The 21,629-nt window shown below is 44.2% G+C and carries 23 protein-coding genes and 3 other annotated features; of the genes, 21 read left to right on the top strand and 2 right to left on the bottom strand.

The genetic code is table 11. From position 1 onward, the window contains the following. The first annotated feature begins 10 nt into the window (after positions 1 to 10). From polA to CU633_RS08830, 17 genes are all read left to right on the top strand, one after another. Positions 11 to 2,644 (top strand): DNA polymerase I, encoded by a 2,634-nt coding sequence (gene polA, locus CU633_RS08910; RefSeq protein ID WP_101659548.1) that lies wholly within the window; start codon positions 11 to 13, stop codon positions 2,642 to 2,644. Between the two features lie 23 nt (positions 2,645 to 2,667). Continuing rightward, the gene (mutM, locus tag CU633_RS08905; protein WP_101659546.1) at positions 2,668 to 3,492 is read left to right on the top strand and encodes a DNA-formamidopyrimidine glycosylase; all 825 of its coding nucleotides are present in this window, start codon (positions 2,668 to 2,670) and stop codon (positions 3,490 to 3,492) included. A gap of 106 nt (positions 3,493 to 3,598) precedes the next feature. Beyond that, complete coding sequence (gene ytaF / locus CU633_RS08900) at positions 3,599 to 4,234, top strand: sporulation membrane protein YtaF (protein ID WP_101659544.1); 636 nt, start codon at positions 3,599 to 3,601, stop codon at positions 4,232 to 4,234. A gap of 21 nt (positions 4,235 to 4,255) precedes the next feature. Further along, the gene (coaE, locus tag CU633_RS08895) at positions 4,256 to 4,858 is read left to right on the top strand and encodes a dephospho-CoA kinase (protein WP_101659542.1); all 603 of its coding nucleotides are present in this window, start codon (positions 4,256 to 4,258) and stop codon (positions 4,856 to 4,858) included. Between the two features lie 175 nt (positions 4,859 to 5,033). Next, positions 5,034 to 6,068 (top strand): glyceraldehyde-3-phosphate dehydrogenase, encoded by a 1,035-nt coding sequence (locus CU633_RS08890; RefSeq protein WP_101659540.1) that lies wholly within the window; start codon positions 5,034 to 5,036, stop codon positions 6,066 to 6,068. Between the two features lie 481 nt (positions 6,069 to 6,549). Next, positions 6,550 to 6,930, top strand: a complete 381-nt coding sequence (speD, locus tag CU633_RS08885) for an adenosylmethionine decarboxylase (RefSeq protein ID WP_101659539.1) — start codon at positions 6,550 to 6,552, stop codon at positions 6,928 to 6,930. A 100-nt stretch (positions 6,931 to 7,030) separates the two neighbouring features. Next, positions 7,031 to 7,432 (top strand): hypothetical protein, encoded by a 402-nt coding sequence (locus CU633_RS08880; RefSeq protein WP_101659538.1) that lies wholly within the window; start codon positions 7,031 to 7,033, stop codon positions 7,430 to 7,432. Positions 7,433 to 7,516: 84 nt separating this feature from the next. After that, positions 7,517 to 7,978 carry a transcriptional regulator NrdR gene (gene nrdR / locus CU633_RS08875; protein WP_101659537.1) on the top strand — a complete coding sequence of 154 codons (462 nt, stop codon included), beginning with the start codon at positions 7,517 to 7,519 and terminating at the stop codon, positions 7,976 to 7,978. 118 nt (positions 7,979 to 8,096) lie between these two features. Then, the gene (locus CU633_RS08870) at positions 8,097 to 9,503 is read left to right on the top strand and encodes a replication initiation and membrane attachment family protein (protein ID WP_101659536.1); all 1,407 of its coding nucleotides are present in this window, start codon (positions 8,097 to 8,099) and stop codon (positions 9,501 to 9,503) included. 13 nt (positions 9,504 to 9,516) lie between these two features. Further along, the gene (gene dnaI / locus CU633_RS08865; protein WP_101659535.1) at positions 9,517 to 10,455 is read left to right on the top strand and encodes a primosomal protein DnaI; all 939 of its coding nucleotides are present in this window, start codon (positions 9,517 to 9,519) and stop codon (positions 10,453 to 10,455) included. 142 nt (positions 10,456 to 10,597) lie between these two features. Beyond that, positions 10,598 to 11,467, top strand: coding sequence for a putative sporulation protein YtxC (ytxC, locus tag CU633_RS08860; protein ID WP_101659534.1), 870 nt, complete (start codon positions 10,598 to 10,600; stop codon positions 11,465 to 11,467). 58 nt (positions 11,468 to 11,525) lie between these two features. Then, positions 11,526 to 11,775 (top strand) — a binding site (T-box leader). A 157-nt stretch (positions 11,776 to 11,932) separates the two neighbouring features. Beyond that, the gene (gene thrS, locus CU633_RS08855) at positions 11,933 to 13,864 is read left to right on the top strand and encodes a threonine--tRNA ligase (RefSeq protein ID WP_101659532.1); all 1,932 of its coding nucleotides are present in this window, start codon (positions 11,933 to 11,935) and stop codon (positions 13,862 to 13,864) included. 427 nt (positions 13,865 to 14,291) lie between these two features. Then, positions 14,292 to 14,419 (top strand) — a sequence feature (ribosomal protein L20 leader region). A 97-nt stretch (positions 14,420 to 14,516) separates the two neighbouring features. Then, complete coding sequence (gene infC, locus CU633_RS08850) at positions 14,517 to 15,071, top strand: translation initiation factor IF-3 (RefSeq protein ID WP_101659530.1); 555 nt, start codon at positions 14,517 to 14,519, stop codon at positions 15,069 to 15,071. A gap of 16 nt (positions 15,072 to 15,087) precedes the next feature. Next, positions 15,088 to 15,288 carry a 50S ribosomal protein L35 gene (gene rpmI / locus CU633_RS08845; protein ID WP_101578173.1) on the top strand — a complete coding sequence of 67 codons (201 nt, stop codon included), beginning with the start codon at positions 15,088 to 15,090 and terminating at the stop codon, positions 15,286 to 15,288. 25 nt (positions 15,289 to 15,313) lie between these two features. Further along, the gene (gene rplT / locus CU633_RS08840; RefSeq protein ID WP_101659528.1) at positions 15,314 to 15,673 is read left to right on the top strand and encodes a 50S ribosomal protein L20; all 360 of its coding nucleotides are present in this window, start codon (positions 15,314 to 15,316) and stop codon (positions 15,671 to 15,673) included. A gap of 71 nt (positions 15,674 to 15,744) precedes the next feature. Continuing rightward, entirely contained in the window at positions 15,745 to 16,008 is a 264-nt protein-coding gene (locus CU633_RS08835) for a DUF1294 domain-containing protein (RefSeq protein ID WP_101659526.1), read from the top strand. A gap of 174 nt (positions 16,009 to 16,182) precedes the next feature. Then, positions 16,183 to 16,755 carry a TVP38/TMEM64 family protein gene (locus CU633_RS08830; protein WP_101659524.1) on the top strand — a complete coding sequence of 191 codons (573 nt, stop codon included), beginning with the start codon at positions 16,183 to 16,185 and terminating at the stop codon, positions 16,753 to 16,755. Positions 16,756 to 16,794: 39 nt separating this feature from the next. On the opposite strand, the gene CU633_RS08825 is transcribed toward CU633_RS08830, so the two are convergent. Then, positions 16,795 to 17,199 (bottom strand): sigma-w pathway protein ysdB, encoded by a 405-nt coding sequence (locus tag CU633_RS08825; protein ID WP_101659522.1) that lies wholly within the window; start codon positions 17,197 to 17,199, stop codon positions 16,795 to 16,797. A gap of 135 nt (positions 17,200 to 17,334) precedes the next feature. Between CU633_RS08825 and CU633_RS08820 the strand changes: the two genes are divergently transcribed. Together CU633_RS08820 and CU633_RS08815 are read left to right on the top strand one after the other, a co-directional pair. Beyond that, the gene (locus CU633_RS08820; protein WP_101659520.1) at positions 17,335 to 17,826 is read left to right on the top strand and encodes a dUTP diphosphatase; all 492 of its coding nucleotides are present in this window, start codon (positions 17,335 to 17,337) and stop codon (positions 17,824 to 17,826) included. Between the two features lie 72 nt (positions 17,827 to 17,898). Next, the gene (locus tag CU633_RS08815) at positions 17,899 to 18,984 is read left to right on the top strand and encodes a M42 family metallopeptidase (RefSeq protein WP_101659519.1); all 1,086 of its coding nucleotides are present in this window, start codon (positions 17,899 to 17,901) and stop codon (positions 18,982 to 18,984) included. A 128-nt stretch (positions 18,985 to 19,112) separates the two neighbouring features. Here the strand turns inward: CU633_RS08815 and sspI are convergent, their stop codons facing one another. Beyond that, a complete protein-coding gene (gene sspI, locus CU633_RS08810) occupies positions 19,113 to 19,319 on the bottom strand; it encodes a small acid-soluble spore protein SspI (RefSeq protein WP_101659516.1) in 207 nt (68 codons plus the stop codon). Between the two features lie 156 nt (positions 19,320 to 19,475). On the opposite strand from sspI, the gene CU633_RS08805 reads away from it, so the two are divergent. Both CU633_RS08805 and pheS read left to right on the top strand, forming a co-directional pair. After that, the gene (locus CU633_RS08805; RefSeq protein WP_101659515.1) at positions 19,476 to 20,231 is read left to right on the top strand and encodes a TrmH family RNA methyltransferase; all 756 of its coding nucleotides are present in this window, start codon (positions 19,476 to 19,478) and stop codon (positions 20,229 to 20,231) included. Positions 20,232 to 20,298: 67 nt separating this feature from the next. Further along, positions 20,299 to 20,538 (top strand) — a binding site (T-box leader). Between the two features lie 52 nt (positions 20,539 to 20,590). Then, positions 20,591 to 21,628 carry a phenylalanine--tRNA ligase subunit alpha gene (gene pheS, locus CU633_RS08800; protein WP_101659514.1) on the top strand — a complete coding sequence of 346 codons (1,038 nt, stop codon included), beginning with the start codon at positions 20,591 to 20,593 and terminating at the stop codon, positions 21,626 to 21,628. The last annotated feature ends 1 nt before the right edge of the window (position 21,629 follow it).

Below are 21,629 nucleotides of genomic sequence, written 5' to 3'. Positions count from 1 at the left end.
AGGAATTCCGGTGGGAAAAAAGCTTGTTTTAATTGATGGAAACAGTATTGCCTACAGGGCATTTTTTGCCTTGCCATTATTGAATAATGATAAAGGGATCCATACGAATGCGGTATACGGCTTTACGATGATGCTAATGAGAATCCTTGAGGATGAAAAGCCCTCGCATATCCTTGTTGCCTTTGATGCCGGGAGAACGACGTTCAGGCATCAAACATTCAGTGAATATAAAGGCGGAAGGCAGAAAACACCGCCGGAACTATCCGAACAGTTTCCGTTTATCCGCGAGCTGCTTGATGCTTATAGTATCAAAACGTATGAGCTTGAAAATTATGAAGCCGATGATATCATTGGCACTCTTTCAAAGGAAGCTGAAAAAGAGGGCTATTCCGTTAAAGTCATTTCCGGGGATAAAGACTTGACCCAGCTGAGCTCGGAACGGACGACCGTTAATATTACCCGCAAAGGAATTACCGATATTGAAGCGTATACGCCTGACCACATAAAAGAGAAATACGGGCTTACCCCCGGGCAAATCATTGACATGAAAGGCTTAATGGGCGACAGCTCCGATAATATTCCGGGTGTTCCGGGCATCGGCGAAAAAACAGCGATCAAGCTTCTCGCGGAATTTGAGACGCTGGAGAATCTGCTTAACTCGATTGACCAGGTAAACGGAAAAAAGTTGAAGGAAAAGCTCGAGGAATTTAAAGATCAAGCATTAATGAGCAAAAAGCTGGCTACAATCACAACCGAAGCACCAGTTGAGATCAAGATTGCTGAAGCGGAATATGAAGGTTACCAGCGGGAGAAAGTGATTAAAATCTTTAAAGAGCTTGGTTTTAATTCGCTGCTGGACAAGCTCGGCGCAGATACGGAAGCAACGGAAGATGCAAAGCTTGAAAAGATTGAATATACAGTAGCTCAAGAAGTGACAGACGGAATGTTCGCCTATGAAACCTCGTTTTATGTTGAGATCCTTGAGGATAATTACCATTATGCAGATATTATCGGCTTTTCCGTTGTCAGTGAAAAAGGCAAGTATTTTATCCCAACCGAAACAGCTTTACGTTCGGAAGCTTTTAAAAAATGGGCTGAGGATGAGAGCAAACAGAAAACGGTCTATGATACAAAACGCTCTGAAGTCGCGCTTCGCCACCATAATATTCACCTGAAGGGTGTTATATTTGATATTTTGCTTGGCTCCTACATTATTAACCCGGCAGAGCCCATCGATGATATTGCAACGATTGCCCACCGCTACGGAATAAAAAATGTGCAGTCTGATGAATCCTTCTACGGCAAAGGAGCGAAACGGAGAATTCCAGCCGAAGAGAAGCTTGGCGAACATCTGGTCCGCAAAGCCGAAGCGATGGAAGCTCTTGAGAAAAAATTAACCGCGGAATTAAAGGATAACCAGCAGTATGAGCTGTTCACCGATTTGGAGCTGCCATTGTCGCTGATTCTTGCCGATATGGAGTCACAAGGTGTAAAGGTTGACCTTGAAAGGCTCCGTACGATGGGTACCGAACTAACGATCAGGCTGAAAGAAATAGAAGAGCGTATCCACGAACAGGCGGGCGAAGCTTTTAACATTAACTCTCCAAAACAGCTTGGTGTCATTTTATTTGAAAAGCTCGGACTGCCTGCCATTAAGAAAACAAAGACAGGTTATTCAACTTCGGCCGATGTGTTGGAAAAATTGGAACACGAGCATGGAATCGTCAGGGATATTCTCCACTACCGCCAGCTTGGCAAACTTCAATCCACATATATTGAAGGGCTGCTGAAGGTTGTCGATCCGCGGACGGAGAAGGTTCATACCCGCTTTAACCAGGCGCTTACGCAAACGGGCAGGCTCAGTTCGACGGATCCGAACCTGCAAAATATTCCGATCCGGCTTGAAGAGGGCAGGAAAATCCGTCAGGCGTTCGTTCCATCGGAGCCCGATTGGGTTATATTCGCTGCTGATTATTCACAAATCGAACTGCGGGTGCTTGCCCATATTTCCGGTGATAAAAAATTGATCGAGGCCTTTCAGGAAGACCTTGATATTCATACCAATACGGCGATGCAGGTTTTCCATGTCAGCGCCGATGAAGTCACAGCGAATATGCGCCGCCATGCGAAGGCGGTCAACTTCGGGATCGTTTATGGAATCAGCGATTACGGTTTATCGCAAAGCCTGGGGATTACCCGGAAAGAAGCCGGAAAATTTATTGAACGCTATCTTGAGAGCTATCCCGGTGTTAAAGAATATATGGAAGATATCGTCAAGGAAGCGAAGCAAAAAGGGTATGTTTCAACCTTGCTTCAGCGCAGAAGGTATATCCCGGAAATTACGAGCCGCAACTTTAATTTGCGCAGCTTTGCGGAACGGACAGCGATGAACACGCCGATCCAGGGAAGTGCTGCTGATATTATTAAAAAAGCAATGATTGACATGGCCGCCCGTTTAAAAGAAGAAGGGCTGAAAACGAGATTGCTTCTCCAGGTCCATGATGAATTAATTTTTGAAGCGCCAAAAGACGAAATCGACCGGCTGAAGAAGATTGTGCCGGAAGTAATGGAAAATGCCGTAGAATTAAAGGTTCCGCTTAAAGTCGATTATGCTTACGGACCGACCTGGTTTGATGCAAAATAACGGCCTGAAAAAGGAGAGAGAATATGCCGGAGCTTCCTGAGGTAGAAACAGTCAGAAGAACATTAACAAACTTAGTGCTTCAGAAAGAGATTGAACACGTCACCGTTTTTTGGCCAAAGATCATTAAACTCCCTGATGAAGCTGCGCAATTCGCAGATGCCCTTAAAGGGCAGCGCATCATCGAGATTGGCAGACGGGGAAAGTTTTTAATTTTTTATACGAATGATTATGCGCTTGTTTCGCATTTGCGAATGGAGGGGCGCTACGCCCTTTTTAATAAGGCAGACGTTGTGGATAAGCATACCCATGCGATTTTCCATTTTACCGATGGCACAGAACTTCGGTACCGGGATGTCCGCAAGTTCGGAACGATGCACTTGTTCAAAAAAGGCGAAGAATTCCTCTCACCGCCGCTCCTTCAGCTAGGGCCGGAGCCTTTTGATGAAGCTTTTACTTTGGAGCTTTTGCGTGGGAAGCTGACGAAAACAAACAGAAAAATTAAAACAGCCCTTCTCGACCAATCGATCGTCGTTGGGCTTGGCAATATTTATGTCGATGAAGCATTATTCAGAGCCGGAATCCATCCGGAACGGCTTGCCGCTTCCCTTTCAAACGAAGAGCTGGAGACCCTGTACAAAGAAATTATCGCGACATTGACAGAGGCCGTTGAAAAAGGCGGAAGCACGGTTCGCTCTTATGTGAACTCGCAGGGAGAAATGGGGATGTTTCAATTGGAGCTTTTTGTTTACGGACGAAAAAATGAACCATGTAAACATTGCGGCCTTCCGCTCGAGAAAATCGTTGTCGGCGGAAGGGGTACGCATTATTGCCCGCAATGCCAGAAATAGCTTTTGCTCATTAAAAAGCAAATACTAAAGATACTGCCCGCCGCTTCACATTGGATGGGCTCCTTCCATATACTATCGTAGCGTTTGACAGGAAGGGGCTCTACCAATGGCGCAGACGATCTCACTTCTATTATTGGCATTTGCTGTCAGTCTTGACAGTTTTAGTGTTGGCTTTACGTACGGGCTCAGAAAAATGCGGATTCCGTTTAAATCCATTCTCATCATTGCCTGTTGCTCGGCCGCTTCTTTAATGGCTGCGATGGCAGTAGGGCATATTTTATCAGCCTTATTATCGGCAGCTGCGGCGGATCGCATTGGAGGGTTGATATTTGTACTATTGGGGGCGTGGATTTTATTTCAAGTATTCCGCCCGGCAAAAACAAAAGATGGAGCACTCGAAGAAAAAACAATTGTCAACTTTGAAATTAAATCGTTGGGACTGGCTGTCAATATTTTGCGCAAGCCGATGTCAGCCGATCTTGACAAATCGGGAACGATTACCGGAATTGAAGCTGTGCTGCTTGGGCTTGCGCTGTCTTTTGATGCATTCGGTGCAGGGGCCGGCGCGGCAATGCTCGATTTTTCCCCGCTGTACCTTGCTGTTACAGTCGCGATTATGAGCTCTTTGTTTGTTTTCATCGGGATGAGAACAGGTTCGATGTTTTCAACATACGGCTGGCTGCAAAAATTTTCGTTTATCCCCGGAATTCTTCTGATCATGATCGGAATCTGGAAAATGTGAACCGATAGAAAGGAATATGCCATGGCACTCGTTGCAGGATTAACAGGCGGCATCGCGAGCGGGAAGAGCACGGTTGCGAACATGCTGAAAGAAATGGGAATAACCGTAATCGATGCGGATGCAGAAGCGCGTGCGGCTGTCCAAAGAGGCGAGCGTGCGTACACGGAAATTGTCGATTATTTTGGAACTGACATCCTCGCTGCCGATCTCGAAATTGATCGCGGCAAGCTGGGAACGATTATTTTCAATGATGAAGAAAAGCGGCTCGTTTTAAATCGTATCGTTCACCCGGCTGTCCGCGAACGGATGGCTGTGAAAAGGGAAAAAGCACTGGCAAATGGGGAACAGCTCATCGTGATGGATATCCCGCTTTTATTTGAAAGCAAATTAACGAACCTCGTTGACAGGGTGCTTCTTGTCTATACCGATCCGGATGTCCAATTAGCAAGGCTGATGAAGCGAAACTTTTTTTCTGAGCAAGAAGCGCTGGCGCGAATCCATGCGCAAATGCCGCTAAAAGAAAAAGTGAATCTTGCCGATGCCGTCATCAATAATAATGGGACAATTGAAGAAACAAGAAAACAGCTTATGCAGATTTTGAAAAATTGGGGCTATAAAAAGTAAAGGAGAGGCAATGTTCCCTCTCCTTTGTTGTGTCATAATTGTTATTACGATTTTTAAATTGGAAAACATGTTAAAATTTCCGCATTAAAAAGATCACAAATCTAATCTAATATGTTATACTATTAGCAGTTAAATCCCTTAATAAGTATAACACTAATGCGGAAGGAGCCGTAATATGAAGGCAAGAATTGCGATTAACGGTTTTGGAAGAATTGGACGAATGGTATTCAGAAAAGCTATTCTTGAAAAAAACATTGAGATTGTGGCCATCAATGCCAGCTATCCGCCGGAGACGTTGGCCCATTTAATAAAATATGACACGAACCATGGGAAATTTACAGGCGATGTTTTCCCGGAAGAAAATTCACTAAACGTGAACGGAAAACGCGTAAAATTATTGAGCAGCAGGGATCCGCGCGAGCTGCCGTGGAAAGAAATGGACATCGATATTGTCATTGAGGCGACAGGAAAATTCAATTCAAGGGAGAAAGCTGCCCTGCACCTTGAAGCAGGCGCCAAGAAAGTCATTTTGACAGCTCCGGGAAAGAATGAAGATATTACGATCGTGATGGGAGTCAATGAAAGCGCATTAAATATCGACAAGCACGATATCATTTCAAATGCCTCCTGCACGACAAACTGTTTGGCCCCGGTCGCCAAAGTTCTCGATGAAAAGTTTGGAATTGATAACGGCTTAATGACAACCGTCCATGCTTATACAAACGATCAAAAAAATATCGATAATCCACATAAAGATTTGCGCCGTGCCAGGGCATGCGGGCAATCGATCATCCCGACCTCAACGGGAGCAGCCAAAGCCTTATCGCTCGTCCTGCCGCAATTGAAGGGAAAGCTGCATGGAATGGCGCTTCGCGTTCCAACACCGAATGTATCTCTCGTTGATTTAGTGGTTGATTTAAAACGGGAAGTAACGGTGGACGAGATCAATGATGCTTTCATTACCGCTTCTAACGGCTCTTTAAAGGGAATACTCGACGTAACTGAAGAACCGCTTGTCTCGATCGACTTTAATACGAATGCCCATTCAGCAATCATTGATGGCCTGTCAACGATGGTGATCGGGGCTAACAAGGTGAAGGTTCTTGCCTGGTATGATAACGAATGGGGTTATTCGTGCCGGGTTGTAGACCTTGCCAAATTGGTTGCCCGGGAAATGATGAGTGCATCCGCAGTTAAGGTCGCCAATTAAAACAGGTGGAAAAAGCTTGCCGATTTCATGCGGCAAGCTTTTTTTAAGCTATAGGAAAGTATAAACGTTTCTAAATATAGTTGGGCGTTTCGATGTCCAGCTCCAGCGCCTAGCCCCTCGAGTCGCTTCGGTCCTGCCAATGAAGTCAAAAAGCGACTTCACTGTCAGGCCCTCCAGCGCTTGTCGGGGCTGACCAAGGCGCTTGCGCTTTTCTTAATAGTATGCTTTTTTTGTCCAATCTACTAGAAAAATGCGGCAATCGTTTCGCGAAAATTCATCATTTATTTTTTTAAATTGATATGTTGCAAAAAAAATATAAACAAAGTATACTATTCCTCGTGAACTTCTTGAAATATGGTACTGATGGCTACTTAAAGGGTTAGGACCTCTTTGGACTAACTTTCCCCCGTGGTAGTTAAAAGATGCCGCTTTATATGTCATTTCATGAAGGAAGCGAAAAAGCTTAAGGGGGAAACTGAATATGGAAACTATGGGTCGTCATGTGATTTCAGAACTATGGGGTTGCGATTTCGAAAAATTAAATGATATGGAATTAATTGAGCAAACATTTGTGGGTGCAGCATTAAAATCCGGTGCTGAAATTCGTGAAGTTGCATTTCATAAGTTCGCACCACAGGGCGTTAGCGGTGTCGTGATTATTTCTGAATCACATTTAACAATACACAGCTTCCCTGAACACGGATATGCCAGCATTGATGTGTATACATGCGGCGATCTGGATCCTAACATTGCTGCAGATTATATTGCAGAAGCGTTAGGAGCTCAAACACGCGAGAATATCGAGATTCCTCGCGGGATGGGTCCTGTACAAGTAAAACAAGCAGAAGCGAAAGCTCTATAAACTGGAATTTGCAGGCAAGAGGTGTATGTCATACACCTCTTTTTTAATTTCCTGAATAATATTGTAAACTAATAGAAAACGATTAAAGGTGGGAATGACGATGTCATTTTTTCGCGCTCTTACAACAAGATACAGCAAGCAATGCGAAACGAAGGAAAACCATCCGGACAGCGATTTAAAGACGCGCTATTATAAGGGCAGCTTTAATCAAGTGTTCCAGGCGGCTGAAGAAATATTCAAAGGTGACAGCAACTGCAGGGTTACAAGCGCCTCCAAAGAGCATGGGGAGATCGCTGTTGAAGTAAAAGGGAATGTCCCGGCATTTTTAATCGTAACGATCATAACGGTAAAGCCTTACGAAACAGCGATTGATATGAATATTTCGACCGAAAAATTTTCATTGGCAGGAATTCACGGCGCCCTGAAAAGCAAGCTGCTATCCTTCTATAAAAAGTTTGACGAAAGGTTTACATATATCGGATCAGGAAAGCATGCCGAGTAAGTGGTACTTGTTCTGACAACTCCTTTTCTATAAGATATTATTAAGAGCCATTATAAAATTATTGGAGAATTCGGAGCTGATTGTATGAGATGTCCTTCCTGCCAAAATAACAGCACGCGTGTTTTGGATTCCCGGCCCGTTGATGACAGTCGTTCGATTCGGAGAAGGCGGGAATGTGAGGCTTGCGGTTATCGGTTTACCACATTTGAAAAAGTGGAAGAAATTCCGCTTGTTGTTGTGAAAAAAGAAGGAACACGAGAAGAATTCAGCCGTGAAAAGATGCTGCGCGGCCTTATCAAGGCATGTGAAAAGCGGCCGGTCGAGCTCCAGCAGCTGGAGGAGATTGCCCATGATGTCGAAAAAGAGCTGCGAAGCCGGGGCGTATCTGAAATAAAGAGCGAAGTGATCGGTGAAATGGTGATGGACAGGCTTGCAGATGTCGATGAGGTGGCCTATGTCCGGTTTGCTTCAGTCTATCGGCAATTTAAAGATATCAATGTATTTATCGAGGAATTAAAAGAACTAATCAAACGGGAGCAGTCATAACGAGCTGAAGGAACCCTTTAGCTCTTTTTTAAAGCTTATAAGTGGGGTGTGTTGACGTACGGTCTCCAGTTTATCTTAGCTGGGATACTTTCGTATTATTTTTGAAAGGTTGAAGGTTATGGTCCAGCATTGGCAAGAGCTTTTACCGGTTGACCGTTATGTTGTAAGGGCAAATGGCCTGCTTCATGACTTCGACCGGAAAGTATTAACATTTTTATACCAGCCGCTCATTGGTTCGGCGTGCTTCAGTCTTTACCTGACTTTATGGGGTGAACTCGAAGAAAACCGGATCTGGTCTGAGTCCCAGTCCCATCACGGGTTAATGACGATCATGGGGATGGGCCTCAGGGATATTTATGAAGCGAGGCTCAAGCTTGAAGGGATTGGCTTGCTTAAAAGCTATGTCCGCTCTGAAAATGACAGCAGGGAGTTTATTTACGAGCTTCAGCCCCCTTTGAATCCGGAGCAATTCTTCCTTGATGGAATGCTCAATATCTACTTATATAGAAAAATCGGTAAAAATCAGTTTGCGCGCTTAAAAAGGTTTTTCAGTGACCGGAAGCTGCCTGACCATGAAGAATACAAGAACATCACAAGGGCGTTTCAGGATGTCTATGCCTCTGCATCAGAGGCTTCCCTGCAGCATGATGAGGAAACCGCCAGGAGCCTCAGCGCCGAAAATGGCCAGGTTTTCATAGGCCGGGCTGAACAAAACGGCATTCAAATAGATACAGAGTTTTTCAATTTTGAATTGTTGACTGCTGGATTACAGGAATCGTTAGTGCCGAAAAAAGCGTTGAACAAAAAAGTGAAAGAAGCGGTCAGCAATCTGTCGTTTCTGTACGGTATCGATCCGATTCAAATGAAAAGCATTATCCTCAGCGCAGTAACGGCGGAGGATGAAATCGACATTGAAGAATTGCGCAAGGCCGCGCGCGACTGGTACCAGTTTGAACATCAGGACAAGCTGCCGTCACTTGTTGACCGGCTTCAGCCTGCTGTCCATTTGACAGCAGCTGCTGAACCGAAAACGCAAGAAGAGCAGCTCGTCCACTATCTTGAAACGACTTCCCCCCGCCAATTGTTGAAGGATATTTCCGGCGGGGCTGAACCGACGAAAACCGATTTGCAAATTATCGAAGAAGTAATGTTTCAGCAAAAACTTCTTCCTGGTGTTACGAATGTGCTGATCCAATATGTGCTGCTGAAAACAAACATGAAGCTGACAAAGGGCTACATCGAGAAAATTGCCAGCCACTGGGCAAGGAAAAAAATAAAGACTGTAAAAGAAGCGATGGAGCTGGCCATCAGCGAACACCGCCAGTATCAGGAATGGGCTGATAGCAAAAAAACGGCCGGCCAGGGGGCCCAAACGAGGCGGAAGCCGATCCGGACGGAAAAATTGCCTGATTGGTTCAAGGAAAATGATAGTCCGTCTGCACCAAAAGAGAAACCGGCAGTTATTCCGAACTTTGAAGAGAAAAAACGTGCACTTGAAGAGAAGCTGAAAAAGCTGAGGACGTAGGAGGTGAACGAACGTGGAGAAAATTAACCAGACGATCAAAAGGCTTGCCGGAAATGAAGGTTTTCAAAAACGCTACACCCTTATGCGGGAAAAAATTATGAAAAATCCCGAGGTTCACGCTTTTCTCAGCGAGCATAGAGATGAAGTGGACGATGGCATGGTTGAAAGAAGCATGGGAAAATTGCTTGAATACGCGGATCAAAGCAAAGAATGCAATCGGTGCCCGAGCCTTGACGGCTGTATTAATTACATGAAGGGGTACCATCCCAAACTGGTCATCCAAAGAAATGCGATCGATATCCACTATGACCGCTGCCCGAGAAAGGTGATGGAGGATGAAAAGCGCAAGAATGAAAAGCTGATTAAAAGCATGTATTTTCCAAAAGATATTTTACAAGTTTCCTTTAGTGATTTTGATCTGAAAGAAGATAATCCAGGCCGTTATACAGCTCTTGAAAAAGCGGGAGACTTTATCGCAGCCTATCAATCCGGGGAAAAAGTAAAAGGTTTATATTTATTTGGAGAATTTGGAGTCGGAAAATCATTCCTGTTAGGAGCAATTGCCAATGAACTGGCCGCCAAAAAATTCTCCTCAATGATCGTGTTTGTGCCTGAATTATTAAGAGAAATGAAAAATTCGATTGCCGATTCGACTTTAAATGAGAAGATTGAAACGATCAAGAAGCAGCCGATTCTGATGCTTGATGATATTGGCGCTGAAACGATGTCGAGCTGGGTCAGGGACGAGGTTCTTGGTCCGATCCTGCAATATCGCATGTCCGAAAACCTGCCAACCTTCTTTACATCCAATTTTGACTTCGAGGGGCTTGAACATCATTTAACATACAGCCAGCGCGGTGAGGAAGAAAAAATGAAAGCGCGCCGGATTATGGAGCGCATCAGATTTTTGGCTGAACCGATTATGCTTGACGGTGAAAACCGAAGAAAATAACGTACCCAACCACCTGTTTCAGGTGGTTTTTTCTATTCCCAAGCCTCAGGAAAATCAAAAGGACTTTCGGCGTGCTTGCTTCTATTTTGTCCCTGTTCCCCATATACATGAAATTAGAGATTTTGATATAGGGGGGATTTGGTTGTTTGAGATCATCTTCCAAAAACAAGAGGATGCAAAAGGACTTATTACATATTTACAGCGGCATTTATCCTCCGGGTCCGGAAAAATAAATCTTCTTTTTGAAGATCCTCATATAATTAAGCTAACGGCAGAAGCGAATACGGACATCATTTTAGCGGATGTGAAACAGGCTTTCTATGAATTTATGATTTATTGGAAACGGGAACAATGGTTCCGGACGATTTTAGCAGAAAAATATTTTTATGCTGACGCTGAGGAACAGCAGCAAATCCTGGAAATTATTTATTCGATTTTGGAAGGGAACCGTGAAGAGCTCGCGGCCCTGGTTAAGGATATGAACGAGGAAAATATATTGAAGGAGGCAATGGATGACCTTTTTCAAAAAAATTTATCCTTTTCATTCGATTCTTTTGTAAAGTTTCGGCTCAGGCCCTATCTGGACTGTCTTGAGAAGTACGTGGAAATTTCCATCGATGAATACAAAATGGAGCAGGAGTACCAAATCTTTATTCAGACATTAAGAGATTTTTTGGCTGAACGGGAGATGAAAATTCGCCAGCTTCACCTGCTTATCAACGACGGCTCCACTTTTTTTGACGAGCATTTTTATGAAATCAAGCGGGCCGACCTCGTCAGAATGATCGACCGGAAGCTGCTCTTTAATCATCCGGTTTATGTAGATTCAGTCACGATTGCGCCATTGCTTTCGATTGCGCCATCGATGATCTTTCTTTACACGGAAGATCGTGACCAGCCGTTAATCCGCACGATTTGCAACATATTTGAGGAAAGGGTTACGATTCATGCAGTCGCCGACTTTTATGAACGGAAAAACTTCCTGCCTTATACGGCTGAAGAAAAAATGTAATAGGAACCCCTTGCTTTTCAAAAAAATACCCTCTATAATAACGTACATAAAATCATTCATAAAAGTGATGATGAGGACAAGGGTATTTGGTTACGGTTGCCAGAGAGGGAAGACATGGCTGCAATCTTCCCAACACGGGCCTGATGCTTACCGCCTCGGAACTTCGGCCATGAACATGATCGGGAAGCTTTCCTATATTCAAAAAGTATTGGCTGACGGCTAAAACCGTTATTTTACCAGAGATATATTTTCATTTGCTGAAAATATGAAAATTGGGTGGAACCGCGTGTATAAAACTCGTCCCTGTTGCAGGGATGGGTTTTTTTATTTTTACACAGCTAGCGTTTGGGAATGGCCTAAACCCTGTTCCAGCGTTTAGCTGCGTCCTGTCAATTTGTTGGAAACGACTTTACTGGACGATATGCTGAGCAGACGCTAACGCATTTTAGAAAAGGAGGAAGAGTCATGTCAGATGTTGTGAAATTAACCTTTCCTGATGGTGCCGTAAAGGAGTTTTCCAAAGGGACGACAACCGAAGAAGTTGCTGCTTCAATCAGTCCCGGACTGAAGAAAAAAGCGATTGCCGGCAAAGTCAATGGCCAATTATATGATCTTCGCCGCCCAATCGAGGAAGATGGGGCAATTGAAATTGTCACACCGGACAGCGAGGACGCGCTTGAAATTCTGCGGCACAGTACTGCGCATTTAATGGCGCAGGCAATCAAGCGCCTCTATAAAAATGTCAAACTCGGCGTCGGACCGGTTATTGAAGGCGGCTTTTACTATGATATTGATATGGAGACATCGTTAACACCCGAGGATTTGCCGTTGATTGAAAAAGAAATGGCGAAGATCGTCAATGAGAACCTTGAAATTGTCCGCAGGGAAGTAAGCCGCAATGAGGCTGTTCAGCTCTTTAAAGAAATTGATGACGAATATAAGCTGGAGCTGATTGAGGCGATCCCCGAGCATGAAACTGTGACCATTTATGAACAGGGCGAATTTTTCGATCTTTGCCGCGGCGTGCATGTTTCATCGACCGGCAAGCTGAAAGAGTTCAAACTGCTGAGCATTGCCGGTGCGTATTGGCGAGGAAACAGCGACAATAAGATGCTCCAGCGCATATACGGAACTGCGTTCTTTAAAAAGGAAGACCTTCAGGAGCATTTGCGACTGTTGGAAGAAGCAAAAGAGCGCGATCACCGCAAGCTGGGCAAAGAGTTGAATTTATTTACTCACTCGCAGCTGGTCGGCCAGGGCTTGCCGCTATGGCTGCCAAAAGGAGCGACCATCCGCCGGATTATCGAACGCTATATTGTCGATAAAGAACAACGTTTAGGTTATGATCATGTTTACACTCCGATCATGGGCAGCGTCGACCTTTATAAAACTTCCGGCCATTGGGATCATTATCAAGAAGATATGTTCCCTGTCATGGATATGGACAATGAGCAGCTTGTGCTGCGGCCGATGAACTGTCCGCACCATATGATGATTTATAAAAATGCCATCCACAGCTACCGTGAGCTGCCAATACGCATTGCCGAACTGGGCACGATGCACCGCTACGAAATGTCCGGAGCATTGTCCGGCCTGCAGCGCGTCCGGGGGATGACATTAAATGATGCTCATATCTTTGTCCGTCCCGACCAGATTAAAGACGAATTTATACGGGTTGTCCGGTTGGTGCTGGAGGTTTACAAGGACTTTAATATCAGCGATTATTCGTTCCGGCTATCATACCGGGATCCAGCGGACACCGAGAAATATTTTGATGACGATCAAATGTGGGAAAAAGCCCAGTCAATGCTGAAAGAAGCGATGGATGACCTCGGCGTCGATTACTTCGAAGCTGAAGGCGAAGCTGCATTCTACGGGCCTAAATTGGACGTACAAGTAAAAACAGCACTTGGCAAAGATGAAACTTTATCGACTGTCCAGTTGGATTTCTTGCTGCCTGAACGCTTTGATCTTTCTTATATTGGCGAGGATGGAAAGCAGCACCGCCCGGTTGTGATCCACCGCGGGGTCGTTTCGACAATGGAACGCTTTGTTGCCTTCTTAATCGAAGAATATAAAGGAGCTTTCCCAACATGGCTCGCACCTGTCCAAGTCCAGGTCATTCCAGTATCCCCGGATATTCATTTCGAATATGCCAAGCAGGTACAGGAGCAGCTGCAGGCAGAAGGCTTTCGCGTTGAGCTTGACGAACGCAATGAAAAAATCGGCTACAAAATCCGTGAAGCGCAAATGCAAAAAATTCCTTACATGCTCGTAGTCGGCGATAAAGAAGTCGAAGAAAAGGCAGTCAACGTCCGCAAGTATGGCGAACAAAAGTCTGAAACGGTTGCCTTTGACCGCTTTGTTGAAGATTTGAAGGCGGAAGTGAAGCTGTAAAAGTGGTTTCAATAAGAGATGCTGTCGTGTGTTTGCAGCGTCTCTTTTTGTATGAGCGTGTTAAGTTTCACCTAATTAATAGCGATTTCCGCTTAATTATTGGAATAAACGCTTAATTCCCCGGTCGTTTCTTTCGCTTAATTAATGTGAGCAATCGCTTAATTCCTGTGAATTTCCGCTTAATTCGGGTTTTGCGGATTTTCAAGCGGTTTTTGGTTAAGCGGGGGACCCGTAATTTTACTATCAACATCCTATGATAGGGAGTACAATGTGCAATTAAACACTCTAGTTGGCCAGATTTTTTTCAAAAACCCTTGCAAGCTCACTTCAATTTTGGTAAGATACTTTTTGTTGCTAAAAATAGCAGCACATTTGACATTCTTAGATGAATTTGTTATAGTTATTTAGGTAAATTGAATACGACTTTGAGGAAAAGAAGAAGCACCCGCTTCTCACCTGATTGACGCTTATGCAGTTGGCAGGTCTTACGTGAAACTTTTTGTTTCTTACTGAATTCGTAAGTGTGGGTGTGTTCACCTGCACTTTTTTATTTGTAAAAACACGAGCCGGCAGCCCGTGCTGCAGTAACTTACCGATGCGCCAAAGTTCCGGGATTCGGTTGAAGTGAGATCATGGATAATTCTTGACCCAAATGTTTGTATTCGTTATAAAACCCTGGAGGTGTTTAACTATTAGCAAAGACATGTTGGTAAACGAGGGCATTCGCGCCCGTGAAGTTCGTCTCATTGACCAAAATGGTGAGCAATTGGGAATTAAATCAAAGAATGAAGCACTCGAAATTGCTACGCGCGTAAATCTTGATGTCGTTCTTGTTGCACCGAATGCAAAACCTCCTGTAGCCCGCATTATGGACTATGGAAAGTTCAAGTTCGAGCAGCAGAAGAAAGAAAAAGAAGCCCGCAAAAACCAAAAAATTATTAATATCAAAGAAGTTCGTTTAAGCCCGACCATTGATGAACATGATTTTAATACAAAGCTTCGCAATGCTATAAAATTCCTTGAAAAAGGCGATAAAGTAAAAGCATCGATCCGCTTCAAAGGACGTGCGATTACGCACAAGGAAATCGGCCAGCGAGTCCTAATTCGTTTTGCAGAAGCTTGCACTGAAGTTGCAACGGTTGAATCGCATCCAAAAATGGACGGCCGCAGCATGTTCATGGTCCTTGCACCTAAAAACGACAAGTAAAGAGGAGGAATCCCAAATGCCAAAAATGAAAACACACCGTGGCGCTGCCAAGCGTTTCAAGAAAACTGGATCTGGTAAACTAAAACGTTCTCACGCTTATACAAGCCACTTATTCGCGAATAAATCTACAAAAGCAAAGCGTAAACTTCGCAAAGCAACTCTTGTTTCCAAAGGCGATTTCAAACGCATTCGTCATTTATTGGACAACATTAAGTAATTTCCGAAAATAGGAGGGAAAATAAATGCCACGTGTAAAAGGCGGTACAGTTACCCGCAAACGTCGTAAAAAAGTTCTTAAATTAGCCAAAGGTTATTATGGTTCAAAACATACATTATATAAAGTTGCCAACCAACAAGTAATGAAATCTCTAATGTATGCATTCCGCGATCGTCGCCAGAAAAAGCGCGACTTCCGCAAACTTTGGATTACTCGTATCAATGCAGCTGCCCGTATTAACGGCCTTTCTTACAGCCGTTTAATGCACGGTTTAAAGCTTGCAGGCATCGAAGTAAACCGCAAAATGCTTGCTGAACTGGCTGTTAGCGACGACAAAGCATTTGCTGAACTGGCAAACGCTGCAAAGCAGCAATTGAGTAAATAATGATTGACATCCAGTCATTTTCAAGCCATTCTCTAAGGAGGATGGCTTTTCATTTTTTAGGAGTATATCGGATGGAAAATTTTTGGTTAGTTGCGTTGTTGGGAGTTAATATCATTGGACTGTTTTTAATGGGGAATGATAAAAGGCGGGCCCAAAAAGGCGAATATCGAATCAGCGAAAAAACTTTATGGACTTGGGCTGTTCTTGGCGGAGCTTTCGGTATGACGGCCGGAATGTATATGTTCAGGCATAAGACAAAGCATTTGCAGTTTAAGTTCGGCTTGCCGCTGCTCGCGCTTATTGAGGCGTTTCTTGTGGTCCAAGCTATCCAGTAATTTGTCAGTAGAAAATAGCCTGATTCCAAATTGGGATCAGGCTATTTTCAACTACCGTGGAAAAATCCTGCATTTAATCCCCGCGGTTTCACCTCCAATCTTTTGTAATATCGTTCCTGTCCTGCCCATAAGCTTTAATTATCATCAAGATAAACAGCAGAAGCGGGTGAAAGCATGGAAGATAAATGGTCTTTTCTTTTCGTTGTCATTGAGACAGGAGGGATTTTTGCACCGCTTGCCTTTATTGCTTTTCATTTATTGCGACAGTTCCTGTTTATTCCGGTTGTCGTTGTCTGTGCGGCTGGCGGGATTCTGTTCGGGACTGTGTGGGGGACGATCTTTTCTTTGATGGGTCTCATGCTTGTCAGTTTATTTTTCTATTTTTTCATTGAGAAAATGCCGGGAACCCATCGAAAGTTGACCAATGTAAAGCGGAAATGGTTTGGTGAGTACCGCAATTTGACGGTTGGCCAGGTTGCCGTTTTGCGCGTTATTCCGTTTGTTCATTATCATTTATTAAGCTTCTGCCTGCTTGAGAAAACAAAAACGTTTCAAGAATATACGAAAGCCTCATTTTTAAGCAATTTACCGCTCGCATTGTTTTATACTATTTTTGGTGAATTCATCAGCCGTTTTACGCCGGTGATGGTTGCGGTTATTCTCTTTTCGCTTGCCATTCTTGTCTATATTTTGCGGGAAAAAGTTACGGTGATTAAATGGAAGGAATTTTTTAATATCGCTGCATGAAAAACAACGTCCAGGCGACTGGACGTTGTTTTTCATGCATTAAATAGTTTCGCCAGGGGGATGGGTTTTTTTCAAAAATTCCTTGATGGGGCTTTTCCAATCGATCTTGCTGTTTGGATAAATCTCATGAATCTCTTCTTCAATAAACAGAAAATCATCCCGCGTCATGCCATGCAGGGCAGCGGCACTTTTTGGCCAAATGAAAATGGATACAACCTCGAAAGCATCGTCGGTCGTTCCCAAATATTTTTCACCTTCGAATAAGACACCTTTGTAGGTGATCAGGAAATTTTTACGGACATTATTGGCATCATCCAGTAAAAAATAGCGTTTTTGCTCATGAGCAAGCTCCAGCTTGCGCTTTGGATTCAGCAAATATTTAAAGGACCTGTAGATAATAAAGATAATAAGTGCAAATAATATGAAGCGCAGAAGCCACATCATGATAAGCCCCTCCATGATTATTTTCCTTATTTACGGATGAACATAAAAAAAGTTTCATCCTTTTTTTGTTTTGATATAATTTTTTTAGGATACCCGTTTTGGGGAATTATAAATAAGGAAGGGAAACGACGAGCTATGAATTGGCAAAAGCTGTTTCAAATGCAAAAAAATCTTGACAATCACATCGAATCGGAACACCAGCTTCACGATGCAGACCTGTTTAACCAAAAAGTGCTTGCCCTCCTCGTTGAGATCGGCGAATTAGCGAACGAAACGCGCTGCTTTAAATTTTGGAGCAAAAAAGGACCGTCTCCAGACCGCGTCATCCTGGAGGAATATGTGGATGGCATTCATTTTATTTTATCACTCGGGATTGAGTGCGGCTTTGACAGTGCAGAAATGGCCCCATTGCGTACTGAAGCTGAAAGTATATTGAGTGAGCAATTTTTAAAGGTTTATGAAAATACCCTTCATTTTCTAAAACATTGCAGCCTGCACGGTTACCGGCAGTTGCTCGAAAACTATCTCCAGTTGGCCGGACTGCTCGGTTTTTCAGGGGAACAGATTGAAAGGGCGTACTTTGAAAAAAACGAAGTAAACTACGAGAGACAGCGGCAAGGATATTAGCAGAATTTTTGTACAATTAAACGGGGTCAAGTATAATGAAGTTTGAAACTACATACTAAGGGAGTCGAAATAATGGCTAATTTGGATGAAACTTTGACGATGTTAAAAGATTTAACCGATGCAAGAGGCATTCCCGGAAATGAACGTGAAGTCCGCGAAGTAATGAAAAAATACATAGCTCCGTATGCTGATGAATTAACAAGTGACGGACTGGGCAGCTTGATTGCCAGGAAAGTTGGCAAGGAAGGCGGACCGAAGATCATGGTCGCCGGTCACCTTGATGAAGTTGGTTTTATGATTACGAGCATTGATGACAAAGGGTTCTTAAGGTTTCAGACTGTCGGAGGCTGGTGGTCACAAGTTATGCTGGCCCAGCGTGTGACGATCGTGACAAGTAAAGGCGACGTTACCGGTATCATCGGTTCTAAACCTCCTCATATTCTGAGTGCGGAAGCAAGGAAGAAGCCGGTCGAAATCAAAGATATGTTTATCGATATCGGGGCATCAAGCCGCGAAGAAGCATTGGAATGGGGTGTCAAGCCTGGTGATATGGCCGTTCCGTACTTTGAATTTACCGTGATGAAGAATGAAAAAATGCTCCTGGCGAAAGCCTGGGATAACCGGATCGGCTGTGCGATAGCGATCGATGTTTTAAGGCAACTCAAAGGGCAAGAGCATCCGAACGTTGTCTATGGCGTAGGAACCGTTCAGGAGGAAGTTGGCTTGCGCGGCGCCCGTACTTCTGCCCAAACAGTTGAGCCGGATGTTGGCTTTGCCGTCGATGTCGGCATCGCCGGGGACACGCCGGGTGTCTCTGAGAAGGAAGCGCTCAGCAAAATGGGAAAAGGGCCGCAAATTATTTTGTATGATGCGTCGATGGTCTCCCATAAAGGATTGCGCGACCTTGTGACCGATACCGCTGACGAACTGAATATTCCATACCAGTTTGATGCGATTTCAGGCGGCGGTACCGATTCCGGTGCGATTCATGTCAGCCATAATGGCGTGCCATCGCTGGCAATCACGATTGCAACGCGCTATATTCACTCGCATGCAGCCATGCTCCACCGCGATGATTATGAAAATGCCGTTAAACTGATTGTCGAAGTGATTAAAAGGCTCGACAAAGAAACCGTAAATAAAATTACGTTTGAATAGAACCAACATACCCTGGCTTAAATGAGCCGGGGGTTTTTTAATAGAGAATGTATTGTTTTGAAAGGGTGTGTAAAACAGGTTTATATAAACAAAACAGCCTTGCCATTTCAGGAGGCTGTTTTCTCATATTATTTTAAGCCGTTTTCGAGTGCCTGGAGCATTTCCCGTTTTTCCTGCGCAGAAGAATGATTCCAGATGACTTCAAAGAGGACGCCGAGGCCGGGGAGCATCTTTTCTTCCCCGCTTTGAATCGCATCAACGATTGTATCCTCCAGTTCCTCCTGTGAATTTCCGGTTACATTGTTAATCACCGCATGGCGTATGTTAATGTCCACTTTAAACCACTCCTTTTAAATCGTATCGTTATTATCTTTTCAACTTTAGGATTTATTATGTATATGAGATACGCTATAATTAGGGAATTGACCCGGCGTCCGCGTGCAGCGCGGACTCGCAAGCGTTTTATCAATAAAGGCACGGAGGAGATCGTGTTGAAACAGATTCATTCTTTAAGTAATCCACAAGTGAAGCAGTGGAAAAAACTGTTGACGAAAAAAGAACGTGATAAAACGAGAACCTTCCTTGCAGAAGGGTTCCACCTTGTCGAAGAGGCATTGGAAGCAGATAGCCGGGTGCTCGAGCTGATTGTCAGTGAAGATACCGATATTCCGCAGAAGTGGAATTATGGTGAAATCCCGGTGACAACCGTCACGCCTGAAATCATTAAGGCTATTTCAGATACCGAGGCACCTCAAGGAGTGCTGGCTGTTTGCCGGCAACAAGAAGCTATACGGTCTGATTTCACCGGCAGGACATTCCTGCTGATTGATGCCGTCCAGGATCCAGGCAATTTGGGAACGTTGATCAGAACCGCGGATGCTGCCGGGGTGGATGCGGTCATCGTCGGGGACGGAAGTGTTGATATTTATAATCCAAAGGTGCTCCGCTCCGCACAGGGCAGCCATTTTCACCTGCCGGTTTTCCGCGCCAGCCTGTTTGAATGGCTGGAAAAATTGCAGGGACAAGACATTCCGGTTTACGGTACTGCGCTGGAAAACGGCGTGAATTTCTCCGAGGTCACTCCCCGTGATTCGTTCGCATTGCTCGTTGGCAATGAAGGAAGCGGCGTGAATCATGATCTTCTTGAGAAAACGGCGAAAAATTTATTTATTCCGATTCATGGGAAAAGTGAATCATTAAATGTCGCAGTTGCAGCCGGAATTCTTCTTTATTATTTGAAAAAGTAAACTTTTTTTGAAAACCGTTTGAAACGGGGAGAATAATATACTATAATAAACAGCAAAATTGCAAAAATGAAAGACGATGATGGAGAAAAGTAACTTGCATAAACCATTCAGGGAGAAAATGCCGCAGACTGGAAGCATTTTTATGGAGATGTTAAGTGAAGTTCACCTCCGGAGTTGGCACCGGGACCAATCGGCCGATTGTAAAGGTGCATCGGCGAGAGCCGTTATTCCAATGAAGTGAACATGCACGTTTTTAGCATGCATGTTAACAAGGGTGGTACCGCGAATTCAAAACCTCGTCCCTTTTCAGGGATTGAGGTTTTTTATTTTTTCCATAAAAACGACAGGAGGAAAAAGAGATGCAAGAGCGTTTACAACAGCTGCAAGCAGAAGCTCTGGACAAGGTGGAAAATGCAGCAGGTTTGAAAGAACTTAACGACATCCGCGTTGCTTATTTGGGCAAGAAAGGCCCGATCACCGAAGTACTGAAAGGAATGGGAAAATTATCGCCGGAAGAACGCCCGAAAATGGGCGCACTTGCTAACGAAGTGCGCGATGCGATTACAGCTGCCATTGAAGCAAAACAGCAACTGCTCGAAGAAGCAGCTGTTCTCGAGCAGCTTGCTTCAGAAACAATCGATGTGACATTGCCAGGCCGTCCCGTGAAGGTGGGCAACCATCATCCGCTGACAAGGATCGTCGAGGAAATTGAAGATTTGTTTCTGGGGATGGGCTATGCAGTCGCTGAAGGCCCGGAAGTGGAACAGGATTACTACAATTTTGAAGCCTTAAACTTCCCTAAAGGACATCCGGCAAGGGATATGCAGGACTCCTACTATATTTCAGAAGATATTTTGCTTCGTACCCACACATCCGGTGTACAGGCCCGGACAATGGAAAAAAATCAAGGAAAAGGCCCGGTTAAAATTATCTGTCCCGGAAAAGTGTACCGGCGTGATAATGATGATGCGACGCATTCGCATCAATTTATGCAAATTGAAGGACTTGTCGTTGATGAAAACATTCGCTTGAGTGACCTGAAAGGAACATTGGATCTATTTGCGAAGAAATTATTTGGCGAAGACCGTGAAATTCGTTTGCGCCCGAGCTTTTTCCCGTTTACAGAACCGTCTGTGGAAATGGATATATCCTGCAAATTTTGCGGAGGCCATGGCTGCGGTGTTTGTAAAGAGACAGGCTGGATCGAAATTCTCGGTGCCGGAATGGTTCATCCAAATGTGCTTGAAATGGCCGGCTACGATTCAAAGAAATATACGGGCTTTGCATTCGGATTGGGGATTGAACGGATTGCGATGCTGAAATATGGCGTTGACGATATCCGCCATTTCTATACGAATGACAACCGTTTCTTAAAACAATTTTCAGTGCATGAATAAA

The organism is Bacillus sp. V3-13, assembly GCF_002860165.1.
In the GTDB taxonomy this organism is placed as follows: domain Bacteria; phylum Bacillota; class Bacilli; order Bacillales; family Cytobacillaceae; genus Bacillus_BJ.
This window is presented reverse-complemented; position numbering and strand designations above follow the sequence as displayed.